This is a genomic window from Acidimicrobiales bacterium (assembly GCA_035540975.1).
In the GTDB taxonomy this organism is placed as follows: Bacteria; Actinomycetota; Acidimicrobiia; order Acidimicrobiales.
In genome coordinates this window covers 1-18,270 of the sequence record DATLFN010000090.1, presented here as the reverse complement: position 1 = coordinate 18,270, position 18,270 = coordinate 1, and the positions used below count along the sequence as shown (strand labels likewise).

Genomic DNA, 18,270 nt, shown 5'->3' with positions numbered 1-18,270 from the left:
ACCTCGCCCAGCGGCGTGCCCATGGGGAGCTCCACCACCCCGGCGCGCCGGGTTCGCCCGCTCACCGTGCACACGATCGTGCCGGGCGACTGCTCGGTGCCGACCGAGCGGAACCAGTCGGGGCCCTCGGCCAGGATGGCGGCCACGTTGGCCATCGTCTCGACGTTGTTGACCAGCGTGGGCGCCGCCTCCGTGGTCCCCGGGCCGGCCAGGTCCACGCCCGCCGCCGAGCGGGTCCCGCCGCCCTCGCCGCCCTCGTCCAGGCCGCGCCGGAACGGCGGCGAGATGCGGGGGAAGGGGTGGCGCCCGGCCAGCACCTCCAGCAGCGCCGTCTCCTCGCCGTAGAGGTACTCGCTCGGGCCCTCCACGACCGACACCTCGACGCCCTTGGTCCAGCCCCGCTCGTCGGCCTCGGCGATCGCCGCCCGTACGCGCGCCAGCTCGGTGGTGAAGGTGCCCTTCATGGCGACGGTGACCCGGGGCGACCCGGCGGCGACGGCGGCGATCAGGGCCCCCTCCAGGACGCGGTACGGGTTGCGGCGCAGGATCAGGCGGTCCTTGAACGACCCCGGCTCGCCCTCGGCGGCGTTGACGACGACCGTGGCCGGCGTGCCCGGGGGCAGGTTGTCCCGGACGCTCCGCCACTTCGTCCCCGTCGGGAACCCGGCGCCGCCCCGGCCCCGCAGTCCGGACGCCTCGACGTCGTCGACGACGGCCGTCGGGCCCAGCCGGGTGGCCGCTTCCAACCCGCGTCCCCCGCCCGCCTCCACGTACCGATCGAGGGACGGGACGGGTTCGAGGTCGAGGGTGCGCGGCTCCATGCCCGGTGAAGTTAGCGGGGACGGCCCGGGCGCCCGACCGACCGCGTCACACGATCTCGAGGAGGCCGCGCTCCTCCACGAGATGGAGCGACAGCGTCCGGTAGCCCTTGTCCTCGAACACCACCACCACGGTGTCGTCGTCGGCCCGGACGACCTCGCCCTCGCCCCACTCGACGTGGCGGACCCGCTGGGCGGCGCCGAAGCGGGTCGAGGCGCGGGCGGACGCCACCGCCTCCGCCCGACCGGCGTCGCAGTTGTCGCAGGCGTCGCACGGCCCCTCGAAGGGCTCGCCGAAGTAGGCGAGCAGCACCGACCGCCGGCACCTGCGGGTCTCGGCGAACGACCGCATCATCTCCAGTCGGCTGCGCTCCAGCTCCGCCTCCGCCTCGCTGGCCCGGGCCGCCTCCTCCAGGTAGCGACCGGCGTCGGTCGCCCGGCCGACGGCCCGCACGCCGTCGTCGGCCGTGAGCCGGACGGCGCCGGCGTCCTCCAGTCGGGCCAGCGCCGACCGCAGCCGCCCGTCCGCCAGCCCGAGCGCGGCGCCCAGCTCGGCGACGGGGTGGACGGCGTCGTCCCCGGCCACCTGCTGGAGGACGTCGGCGTAGTCCCGGCGCCTCGGCCGGCGGCCGGCGGCGAAGAACCTGCGGACGCCCAGGTTCTCGTGGCGGTAGAGGAGCACGGCCCGCGCCGGCCGGCCGTCGCGCCCGGCCCGTCCGATCTCCTGGTAGTACGAGTCGAGCGAGTCGGGGATGTCGTGGTGGACGACGAAGCGGGCGTCCGCCTTGTCGACGCCCATGCCGAAGGCGTTGGTGGCCACCACCACCTCCACGTCGCCCGCCATGAAGATGTCCTGCACGCTCTCCCGGGACCGGGCGGGCAGGCCGGCGTGGTAGGGGACGGCGAGCACGCCCTCGTCGCCCAGGGTGGCAGCCACCTCCTCTGCCCTCCGGCGGGTGGCGACGTACACGATCCCCGGCGTGCCGGCGGCGGCGATGACCTCCCGGACGGCCGGGACCTTCTCGGGCTCCTCGCGGACGGGCCGCACCGCCAGGTGGATGTTGGGCCGGTCGAAGCCCCGCACCACGACCGCCGGGTCGCGCAGGCCGAGCCGCTCGATGATGGTGGCGCGCACCGGCGGTGCGGCGGTGGCCGTGAGGGCGAGCACGCTCGGGCGCCCCACCCGCACGACGATCTCCCGCAGGCGCAGGTAGTCGGGCCGGAAGTCGTGGCCCCAGGCGCTCACGCAGTGGGCCTCGTCGACCACGAACAGGCTGGGCCCTGCCGCCTCCAGCTGTTCGAGGACGTCCTCCCGCACCAGCGACTCGGGGGCCACCAGCAGGAACTCGAGGTCGCCGCCGGCCAGCTGCTCCAGGGCGGCCCGCTTGTCGGCCCGGCGCACGGTGGAGTTCCACTCCACCGCCCCGCCCACGTCCCGCCCGCCCAGGGCCTCCACCTGGTCGCGCTGGAGGGCGAGGAGGGGGGAGACGACCACCGTCGGCCCCGGGCGCAGGACGGCGGCCAGCTGGTAGATCGCCGACTTGCCGGCGCCGGTGGGCAGCACGGCGAGGGTGTCGCGCCCGTCGCTCACCGCCTGGACGGCCTCGGCCTGGCCGGGGCGGAGCTCGGCGTAGCCGAACAGGCGCGCGGCCAGCCGGCGGATCTCGGGGACGGTGGCCACGGTGCCGGCGAGGTACCCCGCCCCGGACGGGGCGAAACGGGCGCGACTGCCGGTCGCCGGGCGGCCGAGCCGTCGCCGTCAGCGGTGTCGCGCTGGTGTCGGAACCGGCCTCGGCCGGACGGCGACGGGGCGGCCGACAGACCGCTGGTGGGGGCCCCCGAACCGCCGTCAGCTGTCGTCGCGCTCCTCGGGGCCCTCCTCGGGGGGCGCCTCGTCGTCGCCGTCGGGCACGACGCCGAGGGGCTCGTCGCTCGCGACCTGCTCGCCGGGCACCGGGTTGTTGGTGGACATGGTTGCCCCCTACCCGCCGGGGCGGGCGGGCTATCGCGTGGCGCGGGCGGCCGACGCCCCGAGGGCCAGGTAGACGGCGCCCGTCCACCGCAGCTTCGTGCGCAGGGCGGGTCGCAACCGTGTGGCCACCGAGGCGGCCACCAGGGCGTAGGCGCCGTCGGTGGCGCCTGCGTACTTCAGCACCTGGAAGGCCACGGCGGAGCGCACCAGGATGGCCGACAGCCCGGCCGCCGCGGCCACCACGTGCACCATCGAGCCGGCGTGGACCCCCGCCACCGACGCCAGCCCGGCCCGTCGCCCGTGCTCGGCGCTGGAGGCGACGATGTAGAGGACCGAGGGGCCGGGCACGACCAGCAGGGCGAGGGCGGCGGCCGCGAACACCGCCAGGGTCGACAGCTCGGGCACGGGCCCGACCATACCGATCCGGCCGTTCGTGCCCTGCCCATTTCCGGGCCGGCCCGCGACCCCCAGGGCCGGACGCGGCCCGGCCCGATTGCAAGCGGCGGGCGCCCGGCCCCTACCGTCACTCCCATGAACGCCGGCACCATCGCGGCGGCGGTGACGGCCGCGGTGGCCGTCGGAGCCGTGGCCCTCGTCGCCGACGGGCGGCCCCCGTCGCCCACCGGCGGCGGCTGCCCGGCGGCGGGCCACGTCGACCCCCAGGTGTCGGGCGTCGAGGGCGGCGACATCCCGACCCTGCCGCCCGCCTACTCGTTCTCCGCCGTCGCGTCGGACGGGTGCACGCCGGTGCGGTGGAACCCGTGCGCGCCCGTGCGCTTCGTGGTCAACCCGGCGGGCGCCCCGCCCGGCGGGCCGGAGGACGTGCGGGAGGCGTTCCGGAGGCTGGGCGAGGCGACGGGGATCACGTACGTGGACGGCGGGCTGACCGACGAGCGGTCCGCCGGTGAGCGGGCCGCCTACCAGCCCGAGCGCTACGGCCGGCGGTGGGCCCCGGTGCTGGTCGAGTGGCGGACGGAGGCGGGCGGCACGGACGAGGTCCAGCTGGTGGGCGTCGGGCTCCCCGTCCGGTCGGGCGACGTGTACGTGTCGGGCCGCCTGAGCCTCAACCCGGCGGCGGTCACCTCGGCCAGCGCCCGGACGCCGCTGGCACCGGGCTTCGGCTCGCCGGGCGGGACGGGGCCGATCGGCCCTTCCGGCGTGACCTGGGGCCGCGTCGTGCTCCACGAGCTGGCCCACGTGGCCGGCCTCGGCCACACGCGCGACCGGGCCCAGCTCATGTACCCCGAGACCACCGAGCAGACGACCCGTCCCGCCCGGTTCGCGGCCGGGGACCGGGCCGGCCTGCGGCACCTGGGCCGGGACGCCGGGTGCCTGCGCACGCCGCCGCCCGGCAGCCCGACGACGGGCCCGGGAGGCGCCTCGCCGGGGCGGGCCTGAAGGCGCGGCCCGGGGAGGTTCAGGCGCCGGCGGTCGTCGCCCGGCGGGGCGGGCCGAGCGTGACGGGCGTCCCGCCCAGGGTCCCGCCGACCGCCGGGCCGCCGCCCGAGGTGGCGTCGGCGAAGGCCACGTCCAGCGCCTCCTGGGCCGGTGCCGCGCTGGCCTTGGCCAGGCGGGCGATGTCCTCGGGGGCCGCCTCGTAGGCGTCGCCCGGGTAGAGCCGGAGGCGCCGGTAGTGGTGGGCGTAGTTGGCGCCCGCCGCCCCCAGGGCCAGGTTGAAGCGGGGATCGCGCCGGCCCGTCTCCCGCAGGAACCGGCGGGCCCGGCGGTTGCCCCGGTAGTACCACCGGTAGGCGGCGTGCAGGCCGTCCTCCAGCTCGGCGGCCGACATCCGGGCCGGCTCGAACACGGCGTTGTAGAGGTTGTACCGGCGCCAGTCGAACGACGTGATGCGGTCGTCGGCCAGCATCCGGGAGTACGTGTGCGTCCCCGGGTACGGCGTGAGGATCGAGAAGTGGGCGAGGTCGACGCCGATGCGGTCCACGAACTCGACGGTGTGCCGGAACACGTCGGGCTGGTCGGTGTCGAAGCCGAAGATGAACCCGCCCTCCACGCCGATGCCCCGCCGGTGCAGCCGGTCCACCAGCTCGCCGTACTGGCCGGGGCGGTTCTTCTTGTTGCACTCGATGAGGGCGTCGCGCGAGACGCTCTCGAAGCCGGTGAACAGGACCCGGCAGCCGCTGCGGTGGGCCAGGTCGAGCAGCTCCTGGTCGCGGGCCAGGCCGATGGACGCCTGGGCGCCCCACGTCACGTGGACCTTCGAGCGCACCAGCGTCTCGCACAGCTCGCGGGTGTAGTCGAGGTCGGCGGCCAGGTCGTCGTCGAGGAAGAAGACGTAGGCGAAGCGGCCGATGTGCTGCCCCGCCTTCTTTATGACCCGCAGCTCCTCCACGACCTGCTCGGGGTCACGGTGGCGCGAGCCGCGCCCGTTGATGCGGATGACCGAGCAGAAGTCGCAGTTGAACCGGCAGCCGCGCGTCGTCTGGAGGGTGTTGAGCGGGGCGTAGCGGGTGAGCGGGAACCGCTTCAGGTCGACCCGCCACTCGTCGGCCGTCGGCACCGCGTGCATGCCCTGCCACTCGCCCTGGTACAGCGGCGACAGGGTGCCGGCGAGCGCGTCGGCGAGCACGGTGGCGAACACGCCCTCGGCCTCGCCCGACACCACGGCGTCGGCGTGGCGCAGGGCCTCGGTCGGCAGCAGCGACGGGTGGACGCCGCCCAGGACGACCGGTACGCCGCGCGCCCGGTAGCCGTCGGCCACGGCGTAGGCCCGGGACGCCACGGGGGTCCACACGGTCAGGGCCACCAGGTCGGGCGTCTCGGCCGGCAGGGGGTCGAAGTTCTCGTCGACGACGCGGGCGTCCCAGCCGCTGCGGCGGGCCAGGGCGGCGAGGACCAGCAGCGCCATGGGCGGCATCCGGTGGCCGAAGGTCAGCTGGAGCCCGGTGCCCTGCCACCTGGGGAACACCAGGTGGAGCAGCGGCCGGTCGCCGGTGCGGTCGGTCCGTCGTCGGCGTGCCATCCTGCGCCGAGTCTGCCACGGCCGGCAGCGGGGGGACGCCCGCCGGGCGTGCGACGATGGCGCGGTGCCGCCGTTGGTGCCGCAGGGCGGTCGGCCGTGCCAGGAGCGGGTCACCCGGCGACCGTCGGCGGCGGACGGCTGCTCGTGCTGACGACCTCCTGACGGGGGCCGGTAGGCTCGGGCCCGTGCATCGCGGCTCCGTGCGCCGACCGCGGCGGTAGGTCGTCCGGGGCGCAGCGGTGGACGTCAACCCGTACCAGGCGCTCGGCGTCGAGCCGACCGCCACCAAGCCCGAGCTCGTGGCGGCCTACCGCGTCATGGCCCAGATCTTCCATCCCGACCGCTACGCCGAGGCACCCGAGGCGGTGCGGGCGGAGGCGGAGCGGCGCATGAAGGAGCTCAACAAGGCGTACGACTTCGCCCGCAAGGCCTCCCCGCTCGACATCAAGCGGGCGCAGGACTTCCAGCGGCGGTCCACCCGCGACACGAAGAAGAAGGCGAGCCCCCCGCCGCCGCCCAACTTCGGCGTCCCCTGGGAGGTGGCCCAGCGGGAGCGGGCCCAGCAGTCGGCCAAGGCGCACGCCCAGCGGATGGCCCGGGAGCAGGCGTCCCACAACGGCCGGGCCGTGGCGCGGCCCAAGCCCCGCATGCAGCACCCCACCACCCTCTACGGCATGGGCGAGGCGCTCCATACCAACAAGGTCCAGTGCCGGCGCTGCGAGAGCATCGAGTGGCTCCCGGCCGGCTGGTCCGAGCGCCTCGACGACCTCGACTTCTTCTGCTCGGTCTGCGACCGGCTGCTCATCTCCCGGCGAGGGTGACCACCGGCGCCCGTCAGCCGGCGGTGGCGGCGGCGACGGCCGCCTGCCCCAGGCTGATGCCGCCGTCGTTGGGCGGGATGCGCCGGTGCACCAGCACCTCCAGCCCCGACCCGGCCAGGTGGGCGGCGACGACGCCGGTGAGCCGGGCGTTCTGGAAGACGCCCCCGGAGAGGGCGACGGTCGACAGGCCGGCATCCCCGGCGAGGGCGGCGGCCGTCTCCGCCACCGCCCGGCCCAGGGCGGCGTGGAAGCCGGCGGCCACCTCGGCGACCGGCGTCCCCCGGCCCCGCTCGGCCACCACCCGGGCGACGAGCGGCGCCGGGTCGAGCACCACCGGCCCCTCTCCCGAGGTGGGGGCGCCGGCCGGCGCCAGCGGGTAGTCGGGCGCGTCCTCGACCGCCACGGCGGCGGCCACCGCCTCCAGCTCGATGGCGGCCTGCGCCTCGTAGGACACCTTGCCCCGGATCCCCAGGAGCGCGGCCACGGCGTCGAAGAGGCGCCCCGCACTGGTGGTCCGCACCGTCTCCGGGCGGCCGGCCAGGGCGAGCACCGCCGGCCAGCGGTCGTCCGCCGAGGCGCCGTACCGCTCGGCGCCCTCCCCGCCCAGGGCCGCCTCCGCCCAGACGAGGCCCATGCGCCACGGCTCGCGGATCGCCATCGGCCCCCCGGGCAGGGGCACGGGGCGGAGGTGGCCGACCCGCCGCCACGAGCGCAGCCCCGCCACCAGGAACTCGCCGCCCCACAGGGAGCCGTCGCAGCCGAGCCCGGTGCCGTCGAACGCCACGCCCAGGACCTCCTCGTCGCGGCCGTTGTCGACCAGGCAGGAGGCGATGTGGGCGTGGTGGTGCTGCACGCCGACCAGGGGCAGGTCGAGCTCGAGGGCGAACTTGGTGGACAGGTACTCGGGGTGGAGGTCGTGGACGACGACCTCGGGGGTCACCCCCGCCAGGTGGCACAGGTGGTCCACGGCCTGGAGGAAGGACCGGTAGGCGGGAAGGTGCTCGAGGTCGCCGATGTGGTGGCTGGCCACGACCGACGACCCCTTGGCCACCGCGACGGTGCTCTTCAGCTCCGCCCCCACGGCCAGGAGCTGCCGGGCGGCGGGGACGGGGAGGGCGATGGGCTCGGGGGCGAAGCCCCGGGAGCGCCGCACCATCTGGACGCCCACCGACGGGACGTCGCGCACCACCGAGTCGTCGCAGCGGATGTGGATGGGCCGGTCGGAGGTGAGCAGGGCGTCGGTCATCGGCCCCAGCCGGGCCACGGCGTCGCCGTCCTCGTGGGCGATGGGCTCGTCGCTCAGGTTCCCGCTGGTCATCACCAGCGACCGGGCGACCCGCGCCATCAGCAGGTCGTGCAGGGGCGTGTACGGGAGCATCACGCCGAGCTCGGGCAGCCCCGGGGCGACGCCCGGCGCGACCGGTGCGCCCGGGCGCCGGCGGGCGAGGACGATGGGCCGGCGGGGGGACGTGAGGGCGGCGACGGCGTCGTGCGACAGGTCGCACAGGTCGGCGGCGGCGGCGAGGTCGGGGACCATCACCGCGAACGGCTTGTCGTCCCGGGCCTTGCGCCGCCGCAGCTCGGCCACCGCCTCGACGTCGGCGGCGTCGACGGCCAGGTGGTAGCCGCCCAGCCCCTTGACGCCCACGATCCGCCCCGCCACCAGGTCCCCGGCCGCCCGCTCCAGGGCGTCGTCGCGCTCGGCCACCAAGGCGCCCCCGGGGTCGAGGAGGCGCAGGTGGGGGCCGCACGCCGGGCACGCGTTGGGCTCGGCGTGGAAACGCCGGTCGCCGGGGTCCTCGTACTCGGCCCGGCAGGCGGCGCACATCACGAAGGCGGCCATGGTCGTGGCCGCCCGGTCGTAGGGGATCGAGCGGATGATCGTGTAGCGGGGCCCGCAGTTGGTGCAGTTGACGAAGGGGTAGCGGTGGCGCCGGTCGGCCGGGTCGCGGAGCTCGGCCAGGCAGTCGGCGCAGGTGGCCGCGTCCACGCTGACCGCCGCCGCCGGTGCCGCGTCGGCCCGGCTCTCGACGATGGAGAACCGGCCGCCGCCGTCCCCGTCGGGCGGGAGGGCGGTGACCTCCACGGCCGCCACCGACGCCAGCGGCGGGGCGTCGTCCACCAGCCGCCGGGCCAGGTCGTCGAGCCGGTCGGCCGGCCCGGTGGCGTCCACCACGACGCCCTCGCTGTCGTTCCAGACCCGCCCACCCAGGCCGAGGTCCACGGCCGTCCGGTACACGAAGGGCCGGTACCCCACGCCCTGGACGGTGCCCCGCACCCGCAGGCGGCGGCGCTCCCTCACCGGGGCGGTTTCAGCAGATCCGGGGGAGCGGGTCGCCGACCAGCATGTCGACGATGCGCGTGCCGCCGAAGATCGTGTTGATGATCACCACGCCGGGCGGGTCGTCCTGGATCTCGCCGATCACGGCGGCGTGCTCGCCCAGCGGGTGCGCCCTGAGGGCCGCCATCGCCGCGTCGCACTCGTCGGCGGGGACGACGGCCACCAGCTTCCCCTCGTTGGCGACGTAGAGGGCGTCGATGCCGAGGATCTCGCACGCCCCGTTCACCGCGTTGCGCACCGGCACGGCCGCCTCGTCGAGCGACACGTGCACCTCGGCGGCCCGGGCCAGCTCGTTGCACACGGTGGCGACGCCTCCCCGGGTCGGGTCGCGCAGCCACCGGGTGTTCGGCGCGGCGGCCAGCAGCCGTTGCACCAGCTCGCCGAGGGGCGCCGTGTCCGACTCGACGTCGGCGAAGATCCCGAGCTCGCCCCGGGCCAGCATGACCGCCACCCCGTGGTCGCCCACGTACCCCGACACGACGACCTTGTCGCCGGGGCGGACCTTCGACGCGCTCAGGTGGACGTCGGCCGGGATGAGCCCGACGCCGGCGGTGGTGATGTAGGCGCCGTCGGCCGCGCCCCGGTTCACGACCTTGGTGTCGCCGGTGACGATCTGGACGCCGGCCGCCGCCGCCGCCTCGGCCATGTCGGCCACGATGTCCTTCAGCTCGGCGATCTCCAGGCCCTCCTCGAGCACGAAGGCGGCCGAGATCCACTGCGGGACGGCGCCGGCCATGGCCAGGTCGTTCACCGTGCCGTGGACGGCCAGGTGGCCGACGGAACCGCCCGGGAAGCGCCGGGGTTTCACCACGTACGAGTCGGTGGAGAAGGCCAGGCGCTCGCCCGAGGGGAGGGGGAGGACGGCCGAGTCGCCCAGCGACTCGAGCGTCTCGTTGCGGAACGCCTCCAGGAACACGGCGTCCATGAGGGCGGCCGACGCCTTGCCGCCCGCCCCGTGGGCGGTGTTGACGGCGGTGTCCAGGAGCCGGGGGCGGCGCCGGCGGAACGCCTCGATGCGGTCGAGGACGATCTCCTCGTGCGTGGGCCCCGAGACCGAGGGCTGGGCCGAGAAGGCGTCGTCCTGCGGCTTCTCCTCGTCACCGTCGGACGGCTGGTTGCCGTCGCCGCCGCCGACGTCGCTCACTGACCCGCCCTCCCTACGGGACGGCGGGCCAGCGAGTGCTCGATGGGCCGTCCTCCCGGGCCGGTCATGCCGAGCGGACCGGGATCCGCGCCGCCTTGGTGAACCGGCCGTAGTTGTAGTAGGCGGCGCAGGCGCCCTCGGACGACACCATGCAGGTGCCGATGGGCGTCTCCGGGGTGCAGGCGGTACCGAAGACCTTGCAGTCCCACGGCTTGATGACGCCCTTGAGCACCTCGCCGCACTGGCACGCCTTGGGGTCGGCGACCCGCACGCCGGGAACGGAGAAGCGCAGCTCGGCGTCCCACGGCGCGAATGCGTCGCTCAGCTTGAGGGCGCTCTGGGAGATGAAGCCCAGCCCCCGCCACTCGAAGTGTGGGCGGACCTTGAACACCTCGCTCATGATCTGGAGCGCCTTGAGGTTGCCCTCGTCGCGCACGGCCCGGGTGTACTGGTTCTCCACCTCGCAGCGGCCGTCCCTCAGCTGGCGGAGCAGCATCACGATGGACTGGAGGAGGTCCAGCGGTTCGAAGCCGGCGGTGACCAGCGGCAGGTTGTAGTCGGCCGGCACGAACCGGTACGGCCGGTTGCCGATCACCGTGCTCACGTGGCCGGGGCCGATGAAGCCGTCGAGGCGCAGGTCGGGCGAGTCGAGGATGGCGCGCACCGGCGGCACGATCAGCACGTGGTTGCAGAACACGCTGAAGTTGGTGATGCCGGCCGCCCGCGCCTTCAGCAGGGTGATGGCGGTCGACGGCGCCGTCGTCTCGAACCCGATGGCGAAGAACACGACCTCTCGGTCGGGGTTGTCGCGCGCGATGCGGAGGGCGTCGAGGGGGGAGTACACCATGCGCACGTCGGCGCCCCGGGCCTTGGCGTCCAGGAGGTTCCCGTCGCTGCCCGGCACCCGCATCATGTCGCCGAAGGACGTGAAGGTGATCCCCGGCGTCTTGGCGATGGCGATGGCGTCGTCCACCCGGCCCATGGGGATGACGCACACCGGGCAGCCCGGCCCGTGCACCAGTTCCACGTTGTCGGGGAGGATGTTCTCGATCCCGTGCTTGTAGATCGTGTGGGTGTGGCCACCGCACACCTCCATGAACTTGAGGTGGCGCTCGGTGCCGGCGAGATGGTTGATCTCGTCCAGCGCCACCCGTGCCGCGGCCGGGTCCCGGTACTCGTCGACGAACTTCACGCTGCTGCCCCCTTCTGTCGGAGCTCGGTCTGCATGGCGTCCCACAGGGCGTGGGCGACGGCCGACTGCGATTCCTGGATCCGGTGGACGCTGTCGGAGCGCACGGTGAGGCAGTGCGCCACGTCCTCGCTGGCGCCCATGCGGCCACCGTCGTAGCCGGCCAGGCCGACGGTGAGCAGCCGGCGCTTGCGCGCCTCGGCATAGGCCATCATCAGGTTGTCGGAGTTCCCGCTGGTGGAGAAACCGACCACGACGTCGTTCTCCCGGGCGAACGCGATGAGCTGGCGGGAGAAGACGACCTCGAAGGAGACGTCGTTGGAGAGCGCCGTGAGCACGGCCTGGTCGACGACCAGCGAGCGGGCCGCAACGGGGATGCCCGCCGGCGGGCGGGTGCAGAGGCGGGCGAACGCCTCGGCGTCGGTGGCGCTGCCGCCGTTGCCCATGGTGAAGACCTGCCCGCCGGCCAGGACCCGCTCGGCCATGGCCGTCCCGGCGGCGCGGATGGCGCCGTCCAGGGCGGCCAGGGTGGCGTTGCGCAGGTCGGTGCTCTGGCGCCACTTGCCCTCGGCCGACGCGGCCAGGTCGGTGAGGAGGGAGACGGCGTCGGTCTCCTCGTTCTCGATGAACGGGTACAGGAAGTCGGTGGCCTCGGGGCTCATCGTTGCTCCCCCGGTGCCGCCACGTCGTCCAGGTTGCGGATGGCGGTGCCGGCGTGGACGAGCAGCAGGTCGCCCGGGGAGGGGGGGTCGATGATCGACGTGTCGACCGACTCGCGTCCCTCGGCCGTGCGGACCAGCGCCTCGTCGCCGAGCACGGCCAGGACCTCGGCAGGGCGGCCCTCGTCGGAGCAGGTGATGCACACGTCGTCGAGGCAGACGTCGGGCTTGAGCAGGCCGCGGTGCTCGAAGCACACGTGGGCCAGCTCCCACAGCAGGTGGTAGACGCGAACGAACTGCTCCGACGCCTCCAGCGGGTCGTCGGTGCCCAGCCACAGGACGTGCTTGGCGGCGCCCGCCGGCGGCCGGGGACCGGTGCCGATCCACACCGTCTCGACGCCCCAGGCGTCGCCCCGCCGCATGACGGCCGCCACCGCGGCGTCGTCGGCCGGGGCCACGGCCAGGATGATGTCGCCCGTCCGGGCCGTCGTCCGCAGCGTCGCCAGCAGGTCCTCGTCGGGGGGGACGGTGACGGCCGGCAGGGCCCGCTTGCCCATGATCACCGGGTGCACGAACTCCACCGCCACGTGGTGTGAGTGGAACGGCCACGTCGGCGACGCGCACCACAGGGTGCCCCCGGCATAGAACCGCCGCGCCAAGGCCAGTGAGGCCCGGGCCAGATCGGACGCCAGGTCGCCGATGGCGGGATCAGCAGAGCGAGCCAGGGGGCTGATGGGAGAGGTTGTGGTCATACGGGGACCTCCGTCCTGCCGGGGCGTTCGGCCACCGGACCCCGCCGCAGGCGGGCCCTCTGGCTGGACGCCGCCCCGCCGCCGGCGCAGCCGGCGGCGGAACGAACGACAGAGCGAAGAGCGGTCGGCTCCGCCGACCGCTCTTCGCCCGATCGACTCGCCGAGCAACCTCCGGTTGCGACGGCGGAACTCATAGAGGCGTGCTCTCCCGGAACTGGTCTATCTCGTCGTCGTAGACGCTCCCGAGCTCCTTGAGCCAGGCCAGGTTGCGGGCCGCCTCCTCCTCGTCGATCTTCGTCATGGCGAACCCGACGTGGATCAGGACCCAGTCGCCGACCTTGAGGCCGCCGACGTCGCCCATCACCAGACCGACGTTGATCTCACGACGAACGCCGTCCACCTCGGCGATCGCCTTGTGCTCCTCGGCGTTCGTGATCTCGACCACCTGGCCGGGGATCCCTAGACACATGGCGCGCCTCCTGAAAGTAGACGGGAAAGAAGGGCGACGGCTCCGTCGCCGGTGGGCGGGTCGCCCTCTCCGGGGTGCGTCGGCAGCATCGAGACTACCGCCGCCCCGGTGTTACGTGGCGCGCCCCGGACCGGCCGGGGCAGGGACTACGAACGCTCCTGGCCATCGCCGTCCTCGGGCTGGCGGGGCCGGGACTCGCGCAGCACGGCGGCCGCCTCGGCCACGATGTCGGACGCGTGCCGGCTCTGTTCCTCGAGCTGTTCGAGCACGATGGTCTTGCTGCGCACCTCGTCGAGGGCGACCACCAGCGCGGCGGCGTTCTCCGTCGTCCGCTTCACCGCCTTGGCGATGACGGCCAGCAGCACGATGATGAGCAGGCCGAGCAGGCCTCCGGCGATCGACGCGACGGCCCAGCCGCTCACGGCCCGACCGTCCCTCGGGGTGCGGTAGTGGGATGGAGACGAATAAATGAACGATACACCTAGCTAACTCTCTTTGGTGTCCGGTTCGTCGGGTTCGCCGGCCGGTTTCGCCGGCGCGCCGCCAGCGGCCGGGGTGGGACGCGCGCGACGTGCGTGGTGCGCGCCGGGCGGGGGCGGCGGGCTCGCCCGGTCGCCCCGGTGGCTACTCGATGGGCTCGAGGAGGCGGTCGGCCAGGGCGTCGATGGCGGCGACGACGGCCCCGTCGGGCTCGTAGTCGAGGAGCGGCACGCCCTCCTTGTCGGCGTCCAGCACCGTGTCGCCCCACGGCACCCGGGCGGCGACGTGGAGGTCGTGGTTGGCGAAGAACTCGTCGATGGCCTCGACGTCGCCGGGGGAGCGCAGCTTGTTGGCGACGACCCAGACTCGGGGGATGGGCAGCTCGGCGGCCAGGACGCCCATGCGCCGGGCCGTCTCCAGCGAGCGGTAGTAGGGCTCGACGACGAACAGGAGGGCGTCGACGTGGCGGGTCGTGCCCCGGCTGAAGTTCTCGGGGGACGCCTCGAGGTCCAGCAGGGTGACCGACTCGCGTGTCCGGCCGGTGTCGGCCAGGATGGCGCTCACCGTGGCGTGCGACGAGCACAGGCACCCCTCGTCGGCGTGGGCCGGCATGGCCATGTGCAGCACCGACACGCCGTCGGGGGCGGTGGTGCCGTAGCGCTCCACGATGGACTCGACGGGGTCCTTGAGTGCCGGCCCGTCCAGGCGGCGGGAGACCAGTCCGAGCGGGAGGGGCGGGATGGCGGCGTGCGCCTCGTGGCTGAGCCCGAGGGCGACGCCCACGTTGGGGTTGCTGTCGCCGTCGATGACGAGCACGGGGTGGCCCCGGCGGGCCAGGAGCCGCGACAGCGTCGCCGAGACGGTGGTCTTGCCGGCGCCTCCCTTGCCGGCGACGGCGATGCGCAGGCCGCTCTCGGCCCGGGCGGCGGAGGAGATGTCGGTCTCGACGGCGGTCACGGGAGGACTGTCACGTCCTCGGGATCGGCGCGCACCGAGTCGCTGATGGTGTCGTAGCGCCCGAGGTAGGCGGAGAGATAGCGGTGGCTCTCGCGCAGCGCTCCGGCCCACGCGTGCAGCCACATGACACCGTCGTCGGTGAGGCGGTAGGTGCGCCGGGCGGGGCCGGCGCTGGAGTGCTCCCACGACGACGCCACCAGCCCGTCGTCCTCCATCACCCGCAGCGTGCGGTAGAGCCCGCCCGGGTCGACGCTGCGCAGCCCGAGCTGGGCGATCTGGTCGAGGAGGTCGTAGCCGTGGGCCGGTGCCTCGCCGATGAGGAGCAGGAGGCTGGCCCGCAGGTAGTTGCGGGGCAGGCCGCCCTGGGGCTCCTCCAGCGACTTCTTCATCTTGGCCTCGGTTCCCATCGTCCCTCAGTGATCGTGGTCGGCATGGGCGCCGAGGCGCTCCTGCTGGCAGGCGGCCGCTTCCTCCGGCGAGTTGTGGCACCAACAATCGGCGCTGCACTCACCGTGGGTGGGGCGGGTCAGGTCGCTCCAGCTGGCCGCGAACTCCAGCGCCCCCTCCTTCACGCCGTCCTCGGAGAGGCGGTACAGGCCCCCCTCGCGCTCGAGGTCGCCGCGGTCGACGAGGAGGTCGAGGTACTGCACGCTGACCGCCGGGTCCACCCCGAGGAAGCGCTCGAGCATGACCGGGTCCACGTGGTCCCGGCGCGGCCCGAGGCCGAACTGCTCACCGCGGAGCCAGTAGATGACCTGGAGGATCTCGCTGCGCCAGAACATCTCCTTGAGCGCCTGGGACTTCGGCGGGTGCAGCATCTCGTCCACGGTCAACCTCCATGGGAGAGCGCCGTCGCGCTTCGCCCCCGACTCGTCGGTCTGTTCTTTACTGAACCATCATTGCAGCCGCGGGATGAACCCCCAGCGGCGAAAAATTCTTCCGGAACAGCCCGCTGACGCCGCAGCCAGATAGGTGTAGGGTACACATACCACGACCCAACGAGGGGGGTTCCGATCCATGGCGACAGACGGACGCAGCCGCAAGGCGCGGTCGACTCGTAGCGAGAACGCCGGGCGTTCCGGCTCGGTATCGGTCACGCAGTCCGGGCCTCAGCCGTCCGGCTCCGAGATGGAGAGCTTCAAGCGGGGCCGCAAGGACATCGGCCTGATCGACGGGTACGACCCGCTCGACCCGATGGCCCCCATCGGTGTGCGCAGCCGGGCCCTCGAGGAGCCGCCGGACGTGCTGGCCCTCGGCCCGCTCAAGAAGGTGTACCTCATCTGGATGGTGGGAGCGTCCTGCGACGGCTGCACGGTGGCCGTCTCGGGCGGCACGCACCCCCGTGTGGAGCACCTCCTCGCCGGCATCATCCCGGGCCTGCCCCGGGTGGAGCTGATCCACACCGTCGTGTCGACCGAGGTCGGCCCCGAGTGGACGCACAACCTCTTCATGGCCGAGCGCGGCGAGCTCGACGCCCCCTACGTCATCACGTGGGAGGGCTCGGTCATGGACGAGTCGATCGCCGGCGACGGCTACTGGATGGGCCTCGGCGAGGACCCCGCCACCGGCCGGCAGATCACCAGCCTGGAGTGGCTGGACCGCCTCGCCCCCGGCGCCGCCGCCATCATCGCCATCGGCACCTGCGCCAGCTGGGGCGGCATCCCCGCCGCCAAGGGCAACCCCACCAACGCCATGGGCGTCATGGACTACCTCGGGCGCGACTACCGCTCGGCGTTCGGCGTGCCGGTCATCAACATCCCGGGCTGCTCGCCGATCGGCGACAACTACCTGGAGACGGCCGCCGCCGCCCTGCTGTTCCTGAACGGCCTCGCCCCCCTGCCCGAGTTCGACGAGCTCGGCCGTCCGGCCTGGCTGTTCGGCGAGACGGTGCACCGCCACTGCCCGCGGGCCGGCTACTACGAGGAGGGCGTGTTCGCCGAGGAGTACGGCGACAAGGAGTGCCTCGTCGAGCTGGGCTGCTGGGGCCCCGTCGTCCAGTGCAACATCGCCGAGCGCGGCATCGTCGACGGTCACGGGGGCTGCATGCAGGTCGGCGGCATCTGCATCGGCTGCACCATGCCCGGCTTCCCCGACAAGTTCTCGCCCATCTTCGAGAAGTCGCCCGGCTCGATGCTGTCCAGCACCACCAGCAAGATCACCGGCGGCTTCATCCGCCGGATGCGGAACATGACGCGGGTCGACAAGAACCTGACCCCGCGCTGGTCCGCCGACGGCGCCCACTCGAGCGGCTGGGCCCGTTCCAAGAGCACGCCCAAGGGCGCCCTCAAGGCGTTCCACACGGCCTACTCGAAGGTGCAGCACTCGCACGAGGGCGGCCGCTAGCCGCCGAGCAGTTCGGCGGGGAGGGCTTCGGCCGCCCTCCCCGCTCGCAGCAACCGACCAGAAGAGAGAAGACGAGCCCCCCGACCGGGGGGGCGCACATCACGGGGAGCAGCGCCTTCATGTGTTTCAAGAATCTGCCCATTGAGTTCGACGCCAGCGGGAAGGCCACCCTCAAGGAGGGCATGGGCGACCCGTACGCCGTCGCACCGGCCAAGCCCAAGGGGTACGTGCGCCGCCAGGAGGGCCCCGGGGCCCAGCTGGCCGCCCCGCCCCGCCTGCGAGACTGGAACATCGACCCCATGACCCGGGTGGCCGGCGCCCTCGCCGTGCACTGCGTGCTCGACCTGGAGAACCGGGTCGCCGTCGAGGCCCACGCCCGGGCCATGCTGTTCCGCGGCTACGAGCTCATCCTCCAGGGCCGTGACCCGCGCGACTCCATCGACATCACGTCCCGGGCCTGCGGCGTGTGCGGCGGGGTGCACGCCACCGTGTCGTCGCAGTGCATGGACATGGCGTTCGGCATCGCCCCGCCGCCCCTCGGCACCGAGGTCCGCAACCTGGGCGAGGTCGGTGAGATGTTCTACGACCGGCCCCTCCACCTGGGCCTGCTGGCCGGGCCCGACTACTCGACGGCGCTGGTGTCGGTGACGAACCCGGAGCTGGTGACCCGGGCCGAGGGCACGCTCGCCCCCCACGGCGACGTCCACGGGTACCGCACCATCAAGGACATCATGGACGCCATGAACCCGCTCACGGGCCAGATCTACCTGGAGGCCCTGGAGTGGACGCGGGTGGGGCGGATCATGTGCATGCTCATGTACGGGAAGTTCCCGCACCCGTCGACCCTCGCCCCCGGTGGCGTCACCACGACCATCTCCACGTCGTCGTTCAACGAGTACTACACGCAGCTGGGCAAGATCTTCGACTTCGCCAAGGTGGTGTGCCGCATCTGGGACGACCTGTGCGACTTCTTCCTGGAGGCCAACCCGGCCTACGAGCAGGTCGGCCAGCGGGAGATGAACCTCGCCCAGACCGGCATCTGGGACGACTCCGAGCAGTACGACGCCACGTTCCGGAACATCGACACGTGGGGCAACGCCCGCTGGTCCAAGCCCTGCATCATCATCGAGGGCAAGCAGGTCACGACGAACATCACCCAGATCAACATGGGTTACGAGGAGTTCATCGACCACTCGTTCTACGAGGACTGGACCCGCTCGGGCGGGCCCCGCTTCCGCACCGACCCCCTGGGCAACCCCATCTCCCCGTACCACCCGTGGAACAAGACGACCATCCCCAAGCCCACGGCCACCGACTTCCGCGGCAAGTACACCTGGGACACCGC

General features: G+C 73.7%; 19 protein-coding genes. 4 read left to right on the top strand and 15 right to left on the bottom strand.

The window, feature by feature from the left end; genetic code table 11:
- The 4 genes from VM242_10210 to VM242_10195 form a co-directional block, all read right to left on the bottom strand.
- A partial coding sequence (locus VM242_10210) for a hypothetical protein (protein HVM05538.1) occupies positions 1-821 on the bottom strand: 821 nt, incomplete at its 3' end.
- 46 nt (positions 822-867) lie between these two features.
- Entirely contained in the window at positions 868-2,499 is a 1,632-nt protein-coding gene (locus VM242_10205; GenBank protein HVM05537.1) for an ATP-dependent DNA helicase RecQ, read from the bottom strand.
- A 168-nt stretch (positions 2,500-2,667) separates the two neighbouring features.
- Complete coding sequence (locus VM242_10200; protein HVM05536.1) at positions 2,668-2,790, bottom strand: hypothetical protein; 123 nt, start codon at positions 2,788-2,790, stop codon at positions 2,668-2,670.
- A gap of 30 nt (positions 2,791-2,820) precedes the next feature.
- Positions 2,821-3,195: a LysE family transporter gene (locus VM242_10195; GenBank protein HVM05535.1), complete on the bottom strand. Its 375-nt coding sequence runs from the start codon at positions 3,193-3,195 to the stop codon at positions 2,821-2,823.
- 126 nt (positions 3,196-3,321) lie between these two features.
- Between VM242_10195 and VM242_10190 the strand changes: the two genes are divergently transcribed.
- Entirely contained in the window at positions 3,322-4,188 is an 867-nt protein-coding gene (locus VM242_10190; protein HVM05534.1) for a matrixin family metalloprotease, read from the top strand.
- A gap of 19 nt (positions 4,189-4,207) precedes the next feature.
- Here the strand turns inward: VM242_10190 and VM242_10185 are convergent, their stop codons facing one another.
- Positions 4,208-5,770, bottom strand: coding sequence for a radical SAM protein (locus VM242_10185; protein HVM05533.1), 1,563 nt, complete (start codon positions 5,768-5,770; stop codon positions 4,208-4,210).
- A 239-nt stretch (positions 5,771-6,009) separates the two neighbouring features.
- Here VM242_10185 and VM242_10180 point away from each other — a divergent pair, with 239 nt between their 5' ends.
- Positions 6,010-6,591 carry a DnaJ domain-containing protein gene (locus tag VM242_10180; GenBank protein HVM05532.1) on the top strand — a complete coding sequence of 194 codons (582 nt, stop codon included), beginning with the start codon at positions 6,010-6,012 and terminating at the stop codon, positions 6,589-6,591.
- A gap of 13 nt (positions 6,592-6,604) precedes the next feature.
- Here VM242_10180 and hypF read toward each other — a convergent pair whose 3' ends face one another.
- From hypF to VM242_10130, 10 genes are all read right to left on the bottom strand, one after another.
- Complete coding sequence (gene hypF / locus VM242_10175; protein ID HVM05531.1) at positions 6,605-8,893, bottom strand: carbamoyltransferase HypF; 2,289 nt, start codon at positions 8,891-8,893, stop codon at positions 6,605-6,607.
- Between the two features lie 10 nt (positions 8,894-8,903).
- Entirely contained in the window at positions 8,904-10,076 is a 1,173-nt protein-coding gene (gene hypE / locus VM242_10170; protein ID HVM05530.1) for a hydrogenase expression/formation protein HypE, read from the bottom strand.
- A 64-nt stretch (positions 10,077-10,140) separates the two neighbouring features.
- The gene (hypD, locus tag VM242_10165) at positions 10,141-11,268 is read right to left on the bottom strand and encodes a hydrogenase formation protein HypD (protein HVM05529.1); all 1,128 of its coding nucleotides are present in this window, start codon (positions 11,266-11,268) and stop codon (positions 10,141-10,143) included.
- Entirely contained in the window at positions 11,265-11,927 is a 663-nt protein-coding gene (locus VM242_10160) for an SIS domain-containing protein (GenBank protein ID HVM05528.1), read from the bottom strand. Before VM242_10160 ends, hypD begins: the two co-directional genes overlap by 4 nt.
- A complete protein-coding gene (locus tag VM242_10155; GenBank protein ID HVM05527.1) occupies positions 11,924-12,676 on the bottom strand; it encodes a HypC/HybG/HupF family hydrogenase formation chaperone in 753 nt (250 codons plus the stop codon). Before VM242_10155 ends, VM242_10160 begins: the two co-directional genes overlap by 4 nt.
- Before the next feature lie 190 nt (positions 12,677-12,866).
- Complete coding sequence (locus VM242_10150; GenBank protein ID HVM05526.1) at positions 12,867-13,145, bottom strand: HypC/HybG/HupF family hydrogenase formation chaperone; 279 nt, start codon at positions 13,143-13,145, stop codon at positions 12,867-12,869.
- A gap of 146 nt (positions 13,146-13,291) precedes the next feature.
- The gene (locus VM242_10145; GenBank protein HVM05525.1) at positions 13,292-13,567 is read right to left on the bottom strand and encodes a hypothetical protein; all 276 of its coding nucleotides are present in this window, start codon (positions 13,565-13,567) and stop codon (positions 13,292-13,294) included.
- A 202-nt stretch (positions 13,568-13,769) separates the two neighbouring features.
- Positions 13,770-14,582, bottom strand: coding sequence for an AAA family ATPase (locus VM242_10140; protein ID HVM05524.1), 813 nt, complete (start codon positions 14,580-14,582; stop codon positions 13,770-13,772).
- Entirely contained in the window at positions 14,579-14,989 is a 411-nt protein-coding gene (locus VM242_10135) for a helix-turn-helix transcriptional regulator (GenBank protein HVM05523.1), read from the bottom strand. The genes VM242_10140 and VM242_10135 overlap by 4 nt, the downstream gene beginning before the upstream one ends.
- A gap of 6 nt (positions 14,990-14,995) precedes the next feature.
- A complete protein-coding gene (locus VM242_10130) occupies positions 14,996-15,409 on the bottom strand; it encodes a hypothetical protein (GenBank protein ID HVM05522.1) in 414 nt (137 codons plus the stop codon).
- A 301-nt stretch (positions 15,410-15,710) separates the two neighbouring features.
- On the opposite strand from VM242_10130, the gene VM242_10125 reads away from it, so the two are divergent.
- Both VM242_10125 and VM242_10120 read left to right on the top strand, forming a co-directional pair.
- A complete protein-coding gene (locus VM242_10125) occupies positions 15,711-16,925 on the top strand; it encodes a hypothetical protein (protein HVM05521.1) in 1,215 nt (404 codons plus the stop codon).
- 119 nt (positions 16,926-17,044) lie between these two features.
- The coding region (locus VM242_10120; protein ID HVM05520.1) for a nickel-dependent hydrogenase large subunit at positions 17,045-18,270 on the top strand (1,226 nt) is incomplete at its 3' end.

Excerpts from the sequence above, each read along its gene's own strand:
- VM242_10200 (HVM05536.1), bottom strand. The coding sequence starts at position 2,790 with ATGTCCACCAACAACCCGGTGCCCGGCGAGCAGGTCGCGAGCGACGAG.
- VM242_10190 (HVM05534.1), top strand. The coding sequence starts at position 3,322 with ATGAACGCCGGCACCATCGCGGCGGCGGTGACGGCCGCGGTGGCCGTC.
- VM242_10185 (HVM05533.1), bottom strand. The coding sequence starts at position 5,770 with ATGGCACGCCGACGACGGACCGACCGCACCGGCGACCGGCCGCTGCTC.
- VM242_10160 (HVM05528.1), bottom strand. The coding sequence starts at position 11,927 with ATGAGCCCCGAGGCCACCGACTTCCTGTACCCGTTCATCGAGAACGAG.
- VM242_10155 (HVM05527.1), bottom strand. The coding sequence starts at position 12,676 with ATGACCACAACCTCTCCCATCAGCCCCCTGGCTCGCTCTGCTGATCCC.
- VM242_10150 (HVM05526.1), bottom strand. The coding sequence starts at position 13,145 with ATGTGTCTAGGGATCCCCGGCCAGGTGGTCGAGATCACGAACGCCGAG.
- VM242_10135 (HVM05523.1), bottom strand. The coding sequence starts at position 14,989 with ATGGGAACCGAGGCCAAGATGAAGAAGTCGCTGGAGGAGCCCCAGGGC.
- VM242_10125 (HVM05521.1), top strand. The coding sequence starts at position 15,711 with ATGGAGAGCTTCAAGCGGGGCCGCAAGGACATCGGCCTGATCGACGGG.